15 protein-coding genes are annotated in these 12,315 nt (G+C 39.7%); 6 read left to right on the top strand and 9 right to left on the bottom strand.

The features are described 5' to 3' along the window. The first annotated feature begins 24 nt into the window (after positions 1–24). Positions 25–309, top strand: a complete 285-nt coding sequence (locus NITUZ_RS01065; protein ID WP_155991193.1) for a hypothetical protein — start codon at positions 25–27, stop codon at positions 307–309. Continuing rightward, positions 309–707: a hypothetical protein gene (locus tag NITUZ_RS01060; RefSeq protein WP_048194369.1), complete on the top strand. Its 399-nt coding sequence runs from the start codon at positions 309–311 to the stop codon at positions 705–707. The genes NITUZ_RS01065 and NITUZ_RS01060 overlap by 1 nt, the downstream gene beginning before the upstream one ends. Positions 708–731: 24 nt before the next feature. Here NITUZ_RS01060 and NITUZ_RS01055 read toward each other — a convergent pair whose 3' ends face one another. Next, on the bottom strand, positions 732–1,277 hold the full coding sequence (locus tag NITUZ_RS01055) for a TATA-box-binding protein (RefSeq protein WP_048194367.1): 546 nt from the start codon (positions 1,275–1,277) through the stop codon (positions 732–734). Positions 1,278–1,515: 238 nt separating this feature from the next. On the opposite strand from NITUZ_RS01055, the gene NITUZ_RS01050 reads away from it, so the two are divergent. After that, the gene (locus NITUZ_RS01050; RefSeq protein WP_048194366.1) at positions 1,516–2,781 is read left to right on the top strand and encodes a hypothetical protein; all 1,266 of its coding nucleotides are present in this window, start codon (positions 1,516–1,518) and stop codon (positions 2,779–2,781) included. Positions 2,782–3,065: 284 nt separating this feature from the next. Here the strand turns inward: NITUZ_RS01050 and NITUZ_RS01045 are convergent, their stop codons facing one another. Together NITUZ_RS01045 and NITUZ_RS09950 are read right to left on the bottom strand one after the other, a co-directional pair. After that, complete coding sequence (locus tag NITUZ_RS01045; protein WP_155991190.1) at positions 3,066–3,296, bottom strand: hypothetical protein; 231 nt, start codon at positions 3,294–3,296, stop codon at positions 3,066–3,068. Between the two features lie 308 nt (positions 3,297–3,604). Next, complete coding sequence (locus tag NITUZ_RS09950) at positions 3,605–3,754, bottom strand: hypothetical protein (RefSeq protein WP_177309429.1); 150 nt, start codon at positions 3,752–3,754, stop codon at positions 3,605–3,607. A 152-nt stretch (positions 3,755–3,906) separates the two neighbouring features. Here NITUZ_RS09950 and NITUZ_RS01040 point away from each other — a divergent pair, with 152 nt between their 5' ends. After that, positions 3,907–4,650, top strand: coding sequence for an HFX_2341 family transcriptional regulator domain-containing protein (locus NITUZ_RS01040; protein WP_048194362.1), 744 nt, complete (start codon positions 3,907–3,909; stop codon positions 4,648–4,650). A 14-nt stretch (positions 4,651–4,664) separates the two neighbouring features. On the opposite strand, the gene NITUZ_RS01035 is transcribed toward NITUZ_RS01040, so the two are convergent. After that, positions 4,665–5,444 carry a hypothetical protein gene (locus tag NITUZ_RS01035; RefSeq protein ID WP_048194360.1) on the bottom strand — a complete coding sequence of 260 codons (780 nt, stop codon included), beginning with the start codon at positions 5,442–5,444 and terminating at the stop codon, positions 4,665–4,667. A gap of 60 nt (positions 5,445–5,504) precedes the next feature. Between NITUZ_RS01035 and NITUZ_RS01030 the strand changes: the two genes are divergently transcribed. Further along, on the top strand, positions 5,505–6,329 hold the full coding sequence (locus NITUZ_RS01030; protein WP_048194358.1) for an FkbM family methyltransferase: 825 nt from the start codon (positions 5,505–5,507) through the stop codon (positions 6,327–6,329). On the opposite strand, the gene NITUZ_RS01025 is transcribed toward NITUZ_RS01030, so the two are convergent. Further along, on the bottom strand, positions 6,330–7,391 hold the full coding sequence (locus NITUZ_RS01025; RefSeq protein ID WP_052370022.1) for a DMT family transporter: 1,062 nt from the start codon (positions 7,389–7,391) through the stop codon (positions 6,330–6,332). A 205-nt stretch (positions 7,392–7,596) separates the two neighbouring features. On the opposite strand from NITUZ_RS01025, the gene NITUZ_RS01020 reads away from it, so the two are divergent. Then, entirely contained in the window at positions 7,597–10,275 is a 2,679-nt protein-coding gene (locus NITUZ_RS01020; protein WP_081844818.1) for a UvrD-helicase domain-containing protein, read from the top strand. A gap of 111 nt (positions 10,276–10,386) precedes the next feature. On the opposite strand, the gene NITUZ_RS09945 is transcribed toward NITUZ_RS01020, so the two are convergent. The 4 genes from NITUZ_RS09945 to NITUZ_RS01005 form a co-directional block, all read right to left on the bottom strand. Next, complete coding sequence (locus tag NITUZ_RS09945; RefSeq protein ID WP_155991184.1) at positions 10,387–10,593, bottom strand: hypothetical protein; 207 nt, start codon at positions 10,591–10,593, stop codon at positions 10,387–10,389. Positions 10,594–10,814: 221 nt separating this feature from the next. Then, positions 10,815–11,084: a hypothetical protein gene (locus tag NITUZ_RS01015; RefSeq protein ID WP_048194354.1), complete on the bottom strand. Its 270-nt coding sequence runs from the start codon at positions 11,082–11,084 to the stop codon at positions 10,815–10,817. 66 nt (positions 11,085–11,150) lie between these two features. After that, positions 11,151–11,903, bottom strand: a complete 753-nt coding sequence (locus tag NITUZ_RS01010; protein ID WP_048194352.1) for a hypothetical protein — start codon at positions 11,901–11,903, stop codon at positions 11,151–11,153. 133 nt (positions 11,904–12,036) lie between these two features. Further along, complete coding sequence (locus NITUZ_RS01005; protein ID WP_155991181.1) at positions 12,037–12,270, bottom strand: hypothetical protein; 234 nt, start codon at positions 12,268–12,270, stop codon at positions 12,037–12,039. Positions 12,271–12,315: the final 45 nt, after the last annotated feature.

Here is a 12,315-nt window from a genome sequence, read left to right as displayed (position 1 = left end):
AATTCAATCGTATTTTGATGAATGATGTTAAACCAAGCAGCGCTAGATCAGGAAGACAGACAGAAATACATCAACATAGTGGTGGCAGCCGGTATTGCGGGGGCTGTAATATTCTTGGCCCAAGACATAATGGAATGGCTTTTGGGAGTGGATTTTGAAAATCCGAACATACAGAATATTCCGCCTGCAATTACGACCATGCTAAGCAAGATATTACCATTCCTAAGATTCGTGGGAGGCGGCCTCATAGTTGTTGTGGTGATAATCGCAGTCTCAAAGCTGAAATTGGCCCTCCGGCCATTCAGATAATGTTCGCAGATATGAGAACTGCCATGCCCATGGCAGCAGCTCTTATCCTTTATTTTTATTTCAGACCCGGTGTTCCAGAGTACCTGTTACTTCCTTTCTTTGCAGTATGGATTTTCTGCTATTATTTTGATCTACGAATTACCATTTCAAATTTGCAACTTCTTGAACATGAAAGAAATCTTGTGTTTCCGATTCTGTACAGAAAAATGGGTAAAAAGGCAGTACCAGTCCAGTTCTTGGTGGAGACTGCAACCATAGTTATAATTGCGATTATTTTTGAACATGCCATTAACGTCGTGTCAATCTCCATAGTATCATTTGTGTTTGGCATCAGTCATCTTGAGGCATATTTTAGCAACAAGTTCTTGGTAAAGAAAATAGGCAAAAAATATTTGTGAGTTTTTTTATCACGTTTTTGACGTTTAAACGAATAGTTGTTTTTCGAGTAGCTGCCTTTCCATAGTCGTTATTGCCAGAATAATCTTTTTCTCTGTGTTCAGACCCGTACAGACTAATTTCCCCGTCTTGTATATCAACGTGGTAGCAATAGGATTACCCATTCTGTAAAATACTGCTGGAAACTGTTCTGGCTCATACATACATCTTGGTAGTACCCTTGCGCATTTATCCAAGTTAATCTGCCTGCCATAATTTACTGACACCACTATGTTTTCAATTCTTATTCTAGCTGCGGAACCATTGTATCCTGCATTGCTAAGCATTTCAATGACTTTGTTTGTAGTTTGGCGAGCCTGTAAGACAGATTGGGTTCCTGTGCATATGAGCGCACCTGAGCTGAAAATTAGCGCTGTTGCACGCGGGTTTTTGATTTTTAGAATTATGCCTGGAAATTTGGAGGTGTTAAGCTCAGCATTAGGCAGCTTTGTTGCCATGTTTTCAAGGTCGATCTGTTTTCGAAGGCAGGTAGTAGCTACAACATTTACAAAATCAATTACTATTTTTTGCAACTAGAGCAAAACCAGATTACTTTAAAAACCAATTTGAGAATTGCCCGATTGGCATGCTATAAATCATGGAAGCGGCAGGATTGCAACCTTGACCATCTGGTGTTGCTTGATTGGACAATATGATATAATTTGCAGATCTAGGCACCTAATCTGCGTGATCACGTCAATAATTATTCTAGTTTCCAATCAACTGCATCTTAAAATCAAATTTTACATTTAACATGTGGTAAAATTAGTTTTGAAGAATCGTCCGGCTGTTCTTGATGCCGGAGTGATTATGCTAGGGATCGTAGTTGCCATAATAGCTGTTGTGGCAGCAACTCTGACCTGGTCTGATGTTCTTGAAATATCATACATCAAGCTCATAACAGAGATGCCTAAATTTGACTACAGCATAGACAACGGTAGAGAAACCGGCAATAGGAATTTTGAGATTTATCAGATCCTGCGCAACATTGCGTTGACTGCATTTGTATTTGTGATAATATTTGCAGGAATGTCCTTTATGTTTGAACATATCAACTTCGTCCCACCAGAAACCGGATACAATATTCTGTCAAGAGGTCTTATCTTTATCTTGTTTTTTTTCTTTTTCCCCCCATTATGGGATCTCATTGCGATTTCAGTTGAACATACATCCGTATGGATACTAAATTATGAAGAGCCAGATAGACCTTCACGCAATGTGGCATATCTTCTGAACAAGCTTGGAAGCGGTATAGAATGCCATCCAAACGATGAATCATGCAAGTTTTCACTAGACAAGCTTGTGGCAGGTGTAACAGATCCTTTTACCACGCTCAAAAACATGTTTATGACCACATTTCTTGCAATATTCAAAGCAGTAGCATTTTTGGTATTCATGTTTTTGACGTTTCTTCTGAGCACGATCAGGTTGATACTCACTGCCATTATTGCAATTGCAATACCGCTTGTGCTAGTCTTATCATTGCTGCCTATGTTCAGAAGAGTTACTCGTAGAATGATAGATGCGTTGTTCGGTCTAATTATGGCGCCTCTGTTTTCTGCACTTGCATTAGTTGCCGGAGTCGCACATCTGCAGACATTCGCATCAGCCAGTCCAGATCCAATCGTAGAATGGTTTGCGGCTCTTGCAGTCATGGGGCTTGTCACTTTTATTCCTGTCATGATTGTTCCTGCACTCGGTTCGATTTTCCATTCTGTGTCATCAGCAATCACTGGTGCGGTATCTGCTGGTACGGTCGTAGGTGGAATTGTAAGTGGTAGTGGAATGCGCCTTGCGTCAGGCGTATTCAATGCGATGCATGGCATGAGAAATCTTGCAGTATCTGGCATAGATCTTGCCAGATCTACGGTAGGTTCTATTTCTATGACCGACCCGACCAGAATTGGAAGGAGTCTGCATAGCCCCACATTGACAAACACTCAAATTATTGAAAGAAACTTTCAACCAACCCCCATGGGGCATGACAGATCTGGGAAAAATACACTCTCACATGACTCTAAAGACCTTCAAAAGTGATCTACGTAATCAAATACCCAGTTTATTTCTGTACAGAACGTGCATATTCTTCATTTGTTCTCTGATATGAAACCAAGATTCGTTTTGGGGACGGCGCAGTTAAAACATAGTATAATTTTGTGTCATTTATGATCCAGTCGATTCTGAACTGTCGTCCTTGTATACCATACCTTGTAATAGTATCAAAGTCAAGAGAGAAAACACGACCATATATCAAAGATTCAAAGTAGATTCCAGAATCAGTTATATGCAGGTATCCTTTTCCATGAGGACTGGACGTTATTTCAAACGTATTCCTTGTATTCTTGGACAGATGCATATTTTTCCTCATAGATTTGCTTGGCAATAACATAATCATGTATGATTTTTGATGCCATGTTTGATTTGATGGAAAGATGATAGAGACTTTCTCCTTCCATCCAAGATATTCTGGCCGACTTTAAATCGACTAGTTGCAAGTCTGAGATCTCAGAGTATTCAAGTGACAGCACAAGTCCATTAAAATTTTCAATCATAATTTGGAAGTTTGTCAAAATGAGATTTGATTTACCATATTTGCAATGTACCAGATATGAATTCATAATTGCCTCTCCTGTACGAAGCGATTTCACACGGTAAGAAAACCTGATTAATTTAAGAATGGTCACTGGCACGATCAGACAATGCCAATAGCAACAGGCTGGTAGACCACTGCTTGCTAGTTATGCAAGCGTGCCAGTGACGAGTGCAGTTTGTAAAACATGTTATGCTTTACACTAGATCGCCAAAGATTGTTCTATTAAAATTGACTAAGCTTTTATACCCATATTCTAAAAAATGAGAATTATTTGGAAAGAATCCATTCCAGAATCTGGATCTGGCCCCATTTTTCTGCCTCAGTATCAAGATCGTTGTTAAAGTAGCCTACAAGATAAGCAGATTTGATATCTGCCAGTAGTTTTTTTATTTGCTCTTCAGTCAGCACTGCGACCACCTAGCTGCACTTGTAAACCATCGGCTCTTCGTCATGACCGTCATCAAATTCTCGGATTATTCTTGGAAACATTATCGATTTGTTCATAGAGCACATGTACTGTAGAAATTATTATATAATATCACAATAGTAAGCATACTTTAGATACTTTCATGAGTAATCTCACTACCCTCCGTGTACACATAGCCCCTGTCGGATTTGAGATCGACAGAGTTGTAATGCCAGCAAAAGAGATGAAAGCTGACAAGGTCTGGTTGCTGGTGCACGAAAAACCAAGCGAAGATAAAGCAGGATCGTATATAGAGAAGATCCAAAAACAGCTGCAGAGGGAAAAGATCAGGGTCGTAAAAGAATACCATGACAGGCTAGACCTTTTTAATATAATAAAATCGGTAAAGAGAATAATTGAGAGCGAACAAAAGAACACGCTTTATGTGAATCTTGCATCAGGCTCAAAAATTCAAGCAATTGCATGCATGATGGCATGCATGATGTTCAATGAAAATAACAGTATAATCCCGTTTTATGCCGAAGCTGAAAGATATTCTGGTTTTGAGGGAAAACAGATGTCGTACGGAGTGAAAAACCTCATCCAGATACCAGCGTATCAGATCCACACACCAAGGCCTGAGCTTATCCTAGCACTTAAGATAATCAGGGATCATGGCGGTAAAATAACAAAAAAACAGATGGCCGATATTGCAGAAAGAGACCACTTGATCACGGTTAACGCAAGGGAGGAGAATTTGACGCAGGCAAGATTTGCAAGTCTTGACAAGAACATCATACAGCCACTAGAAAACCAGTGGAAGTTTGTCCGCGTAGAAAAAATTGGAAGAAATAGATGGATAGAGCTTACCGAGGATGGAATTAATGCTTCAGAGTTCCTCATCTGATGCCAATAAGCCGGTCATATCGATTTGTAGTGCTTGTACAGTGCATATATGATAAAATTCGTGCTAGTAAACCAAAGTGCCATGGTGACATGCTCCCTTGAATAAAGATCAAATATTTCAAGATAGTAATACCACACATCAGCCAAGCTATTCAGAAATATCCCGAATGCAAGTAACATCCAGATCACTCCAAGCAAACTATGTCGGAATATTGTGACTCCAAGAATCGCAAAAGTAAGTGTAACTGATGTTCCTATGACAAATACGCTTCCATAATAAAAATCAAGATTGAATTCACCTAGTTGGTCATACGCAGAATAAGAATAGATTCCTATTATTACTAAAGGAATTGCAAGAAGCCATGTCTTTTCAATCTTGCCAAGCTTCGGTTTGAAGAATTTGCAATTCTTTACAAGGTGATATATGGTAAATGGATAAAATGCAAAATAAAATACGTCGGCAGGCGAAGGATATGGCGAAGTCTTCAGAACCACTTCATGATAATCCCAGATTATTTCAGCTATTATGAACATGGAGTATGCCATACCTAGTGAGAAGTATGTCTTGCCAAACACCTCAGTCTTCCAGCTGTAGCTTCTGGAAACTAGAAACACCATCACTGCCGCAATACCAAATACCACTGTAACTGAGATTTCAATTACATCAAGCTCATCATCCATCTGCTCTATTACGAAATAGTTAAAGATCTGAAATACTACTCCGAGTGCGATTATAATGAAAATAACGCCAAGGCTCAACGAATCAATTCTCTTTGGTACTTCTTGAGGCTTCATAAAATCAGGTACGAACTTTACCTGTTAAATCCATTTAAATGGTATTAGAGAATACCATGCATGAAGACGTGGGTGCACGACTTTGGCAAGTTCAAGATGGTTTTGGATGAATCCGATAAGGATCTATCAAGACAGGTAAAGTTCACAGGTGCATACAATGATGAAAAACTGGAGACTGCCGTAATAAGGGAGAATCTAAAGCCAGGATATACGATGGTGGATATTGGGGCTAATCTTGGATTTTATTCAATGCTTGCTGCAAGTTTGGTTGGAAATGCAGGGAGAGTGTTTTCTTTTGAACCGTTTGCACACAATGTAGATTTGATCAGGGCAAGTGCAAGGGAAAACGGTTTTGACAATGTCAAAGTGATCAATTGTGCAGTATCAGATAAGATCGGAAGTGCAAAGCTGTACCTTTCCCCATACTATAGCTCAGAGCACAGCCTCTTTGACTATCATTACAGCACTGGATCAGATTCGACCGAAAATACTGTTGATGTAAAAACCGTGACAATCGATCAGTATCTTGAAAGCGAGGCAGGTGATCTTCGAGTCGATTTTATCAAGATGGATATAGAGGGTTCGGAAGGAAAAGCCATAACAGGAATGGAAAAGACCATAACGGAAAACAAGAATGTCAGTCTACTAACGGAATTCTGGCCAAATGCAATTGCAAACTCTGGTGTAGAGCCAAAAGAATATTTGGAAAGACTTACTGGATTTGGATTCGAGTTATTCCATATTGATGGAGTGGAACAACGTGTGTATCCTGTGACCGCAAGTCAGATATTAGATATTATGAAACGACGCTCTGCTGAAGGATTTGAAGATTATAAGGAGATAGCACTTGGCGGCTGGTATACCACGCTCTTGTGCAAAAAATAACTACGCTGTATGCTTTTCTGCCTCTTCTTCTGAGAATCTTTTCCTTAGCCAGTAAAGCCCTATGAAAACAGAAGCTATTGATACGATATTCAGAGCAGTTATGGACTCGCCCAGTAACACATGGGCAAAGATCATGCCAAAAACGGTGGCGGTAGAAAATATGAGTATTGTCTTGATTGCCCCTATGGTTCGAAGCGCGATTATAAACAAAAGAGTCGCAAGGCCTACATCCAGTATTCCCATTGCCACCACCGTGGGCAGCTGAGAGAGTTGAATATCAAACGGTATGTTAAAGTTTAATATCATCACAAGACCAAATCCAGCTGCCACAAACGATGAGATTTGTGTGATGCGCTTTGCATCAATGTTACCACTTAGATACTTTGCAATAATGTTACTAATTGAGAAAAACAAACCGCCAAGTATTATCAGCATGTCCCCAAGAACAAGATTTGTAAACGCCATGCCGTGCTGGTAAAAGTCATAGCCTACTGGTATTGCAACCACCCCAAGCAGTACAAGGCCGAACGGGAGTATCTCATTCTGCCTGAGACGCTCTTTGAATAAAACTGCCGCAATTGAAATTGAGAATATTATTTCTGCGTTGATGAATATGGATGCATTTACTGCAGTTGTTTCCGTTATGCCAAAAAACGAAACGATCATTGCGGCAACCTCGGCAATTCCAATCATGGAAAGAAGGGCAAGATTCTTTGCGCCCAGCCTGCGTATTGACTTGTCGGATTTTTTTACAGGAGTGAGAAATAGGCCTGCCACCATGTAAATTAGTACGGCAAGTACCAGTGGATTCATAGACTGTGTCGGCTCTATACCATCAAGCAAAGGCTTTGATAGTGAATGTGTAAGACTTGCCAGGACTGCAGCCATAATTGCAAAAATGTATCCTAAAAGTAGTCTTTTTTTGAAAAAAACCCGCAGCCCAGATTTTGTCGCCGGGAGTGGGTTCAGCGCAAGTATGTTTGCATTAATGGCAGGTAGTTTTGGTATATTTTGGAATAGTCCATACAGAGGCCAATTAAACCAAAATGTTCCAAATACCATCGGACATATCTCACATTTCCAACTGTGGAAATGTGTTAATCGCATTTAACATTTCTGTGGATCATGCGATCATGCTATGATACGAATTGGCGTGATTAAAGAGATCGTAAATCCAATTACGCGTGCAGTTGCCTGATTTGATGCACATACTGGCACGTAACGTTGCAAAATTCTTTTTGTATAGGTAAAATTCCAGAAATAATGTATGCCCACCAGTTTGCAGCCTTCAAAGGAACAAGCTGAGATACTAAATTCAGACAAAAACACCATAGTTATCTCAAATCCTGGTACGGGCAAGACAACTACTCTTTCAATGAAGGTAATGAGCTTGCTTGAGAGCGGAGTAAAACCGGAGGAGATTCTCTGCATAACATTTACAGAAAAGGCAAAGAAAGAGATGTTCGATGCCATCTTCAAGATGGCCAAGGGCAAACTGTCTGATTCGGATTTGATGAAGTTGAATATTCACACTTTTCATAGCTTTGCGTATAATTATCTAGTAGATTCGAGTGTGGTGACAGGCGACATTGTAGGCAATAATCTAATGAGATACATGATTCTTGGAAGTTTTGAGAAAAATAATGCATTTCATTATTCTAAAGACTACATAATATCAGATATCGTCCCAAAGACTGAAAATGCTATGAGATACATTAAGAGCTTTGGCATAACGCCAGACAAAATAGATGTGGAAAAGGCAAACGCCTTACTTGACAAACTGTACGATCAGGCCAAGACATCATATTCACTTGACGAGATAAAGGCATTTCTGAGATATTTTGTTGATGCATACATACACTACGAGGATTCCAAAGGAAATGCGATAGATTATTCAGACATGCTTTTGAGATTCATAGAGAAATTTCGCGGATCAAAATTCAAACACGTTCTAGTTGATGAGATGCAGGATATGAACGAGCTTGAGGCAAGGATAGCCCAGATGGTAGGTGAAAACTTGTTTCTGGTAGGAGACTCCAAGCAGGCAATATTCGGATTTCAAGGAGGCTCGATAAAGAACTTTCTCAAGTTCACAGGAATCTGTGAATCAAAGCTGCTTTCACTTAACAGAAGAAGCTGTCAAGAGATACTGGACTATTCTAAAGAACACTTTCTTAATAGGACCAAAAACCGAGATATGTTTGAGCGCGAACTGGCTTGCTTCAAATCCATGGATAGAGGTCAGATACCAAAGATAATCTCTACTTCCGCATACCTCTCCAAGATACTCGAAGTGGTGGAGACAAACCAAGAGAAAACAATAGGCATAATCACAAGAACAAACAAGCAGATTATCGAGATATCGCAATATCTTGATGCTAACAACATAAGATATTCATCAACGTCATCACAGGCAACAACAGAGCAGGCTAAAAGAGAGATTTTGAATTTTGTGAGAGGGCTGATATCGGATAGAATAGAAGCCAAGATATCGGCTGCATTCACTATATTCTCACCTTATACCCTAAAGGAGGCTTTTGATATGTCAAGAGCACACAAAAACAAGGAATCAGATAAGCTGGAGAAGATCAAAGCTTGGGGAATGGCAATGAAAAGGGAGGAATTTGATAGCCTGTTTGACAGAGTAGTCTTTCCGTTGTGCGTCTCAAAAGGTTCGGAGTGGTTTGCGACGGCAATATCCGTAAAACGGCAGATAGACGAATATCTTGCCATGGGTATTCCTACTGAGGAAGGTCTCTTTGATTATATTTCCATAGCAGAAGAGTCCTATGTTGAACGCAATAATTCCTCCAAGATAACACTAACTACAGTTCACAAGGCAAAGGGCAAGGCATTTGATGTGGTTGTCTACATACCAACTACATCCAAAAGAACGACTTTTGTAGACATGATTGTGGAGGCAATACTGCAGTCAAGTGACATTGACGTCAAGACTGAACTTGAAGAAGAGTCACTCAGAGTTGACTTTGTGGCATTCACTAGGGCAAAGGAAAAGCTTGTGGTGATAACAGATGACAAAAATACAAGGAACTATTATGTGGAAAACCTATCTGAAATACAAGTGGATGACAGACAGGATGAGATGGTGGCGACCAGATTGAACAATAGGCTGTCAGAGGCCTTTTCGCTATTCATAGCTGGTAGAACAAAAGAATCCGAAGCATTGCTAAGATCAGAGAACGGGTGGCTTGAGGAGACCATCATAGATTATTTCAAAAATGTGGAGCATTTCTCGTATTCAAGTGTAAAGACAGATCCCTATGAATTTCTCATAGAGAACATCATAAAGATACCAAGATATCATGCTGCGACCGATTTTGGGTCTGCGGTTCACCACGCATTAGCAGAAGTTTCCAAGGGTAGTGCGAGACCAGAGCAGTTTGCCGATGATGTACGCAGGGCTGTGGAAAACGGCATGAAGGCTATAGAGCAGATTAAAAGGGATTTTCTAGGCTTGAAGATAATCGGAGTGGAAAAACCGCGAAAGCTTCCACTTGGATCCATGATCACATGCGATGATCAGGGCCTGATGTTTATCGGATTTATTGATGCGATATTTCAGCATGATAAAGGTTACCTCATTATAGACTACAAAACGGACAAGAATTCAAATCGTGTCTCAGATCACAAAAGACAGCTCGCAGTATATAGAAAAATGCATTCCATACTGGAAGGTGTGCCAGAAGAGCAGATAAGTACATGCATTGTTTTTGTAGCACTCAGGGGCGGGATAAATACAGGCAGGTTTGACTGGTCTGTCGAATATGAAAAAAGGAATGCGTTTCCCACATTTGTAAGTCATTTGCAGACCGTATTGGCATGGAAAAGAGACCCCAAAAAGTTTATTCAGGATTTGCTGGACACCCAGAAAGACGAGCTTTTGTATGATGCCATCAAAGAGAAACTATCAGGAGTCAAATCCTAGTTCTTAGCTGTAAAGTAATGGTGGGGGCATAGATAAGACGATTAGATTTGACTATAAACTAAGACCATAGCTAAAACTACAATTTTGATATCAAAACTCCTGATCAGAAAATTATTCAAAAATTGCGGAAATTAGGACGTGCTCTGAGAAAGAGTTTACTGGCATGTTAAATGGCGAGCCGCTTGATACAGCACCCAATTTCAAACCCCAGTAATCAAGAACTGTCGAGTTTTCTATGCTGAACCTCATCAGCTTGCAGCTTGGGCAGAGACGCTTGTCTCGTACAAACCTTCCGCACAGACACGTCCAGTCCTTCATCTACATGAGATGCGATTCTGCATAGAACTGCGTTACGGAGGCGGCTTGCTCGATTACCGACTTTACAAAATCCAGTTTGCCAAGGTGGCTTTCAATCATGATTCCTCAACCCGCCCAGCCCCGAAAGTAAACACCAAGAACAAACCCCGTGGATTACACAGAATCGGATTCATGCGTTAAGATTTGAATAAATTCGATTTGGATTTTAATTTTATTGAATCCTAGATAGTAAAATATCTGTAACGTGGTACTTTGTCACCTTTTATAATTTCATATCCAAGTTTTTCTCGTTGTATAAGTTTTCGATCGTGACATTCTCTCAAAATAACATGAATGTGGTATCTGTCCATTTTAGAATTTAGATCTCTTTCAATATCATCAGAACCCTCTGAAATCACTGCAAGAATATCCTCTTGTAGTTTCAGCAGCTCTTCTCTTGTATACTCTGGATGTAATTTAAAAAATTGAGGATTGTAATCAAAGATAATCATGCGTTATTTCTCCATCTTTTCTTTTTAGAGTTATTGATTTGAAAAATAAAGAGGAGGTATCTTTTATCATGAGATACTATTGACTTCTACGCTGTATTTAAACTCGCTACCATTTTCTACATTGTTTAGAGTTGGACTATAAACAACAAAGTAACTAGATGTCGTTGGATAATAGTGGTTGACACCGCCAGTGTTACTAGCAATTAGATCGTAGCTTGCGTCATGAGCAGTGTATTCCCAATCATAATTGATTGTCTTTCCTGAAGTCTTTGATTGTGTGTATTGAAAAGGCTGGACATAATCATTTTCAGGATCATTGAAGTAAATCAATGAATAGTTGTTTTGACCCACTCCAATTTCTGTGAAGAAGCTAGCATAGTGTGGCCACCAAATTCCCCAAGCATAGACAGAGTATCCAGCTTTTAGTTTCAGGCCGTGTGTACATCCACATGCTAGTGTAATTTGACTATCTCCAGAATAATCAACTTGGCTTACAGAATCATGCTTTTGTTCTCTTTCAAGAACTGTATGTCTTAAATCAATCCAATATGATGGATTAGATTTGTATTGTTCATCGTTTGGCAATCCTTGTTTGTTTAGAAAAGCAAGTAGATCTGCTTCTGTTTGCTCTAATCGTATTTTTTCTTCACCGGTAGCAGTATTTTTTCTTTCTTTCACATCTTGGTATTGTTTGGCATATTCGACAAATTTTTCGTCAATTGCTGCGGCGTCAGCTTCAGGAATTCCTACAAGGCTGAAACCTACCACAAATGCCATTACAATTGCAATGGATGTGAATTGGATGTTTTTGTTAGTCATTGTTGATTCCTACCTTCCTACTAATTAATAAGACGAACTCACTCCTGCAATACTATTACAGGAGTAAGCAAGACTTAAGTACGGTGTTTTTAGTTGGCAAATTTTAGAAGGGGTTGCAGTTTTCTTCCCAGTTTCATCCCATTCTCAGTGAGGCAGACCAGATCCTCATCATCCCTACAGTTTTCCACCTGACAAGATCCAAGTACATCATCCATTGAATATAAAGAAGGCAGTTTGCATAGTTTAGATTGCATTTTGTTGCAAGCGGAGTTCGTCTCTGCTCCCCTTTGTCATACAATACCAGTATGATTCGTTCCGCAATATCCCAGTCAATTCTTTTTAGTTTTTTTTTGCGTTCAACTTTCATTTCCAATAATGGAAAAAGTCAAACTATTCAACTATAAAACTGTGA

The sequence above is a fragment of the Candidatus Nitrosotenuis uzonensis genome, from assembly GCF_000723185.1.
Classification (GTDB): domain Archaea; phylum Thermoproteota; class Nitrososphaeria; order Nitrososphaerales; family Nitrosopumilaceae; genus Nitrosotenuis; species Nitrosotenuis uzonensis.
The sequence above is the reverse complement of the archived record's forward strand: the minus strand, read 5'-3'. Positions and strand labels throughout refer to the sequence as shown.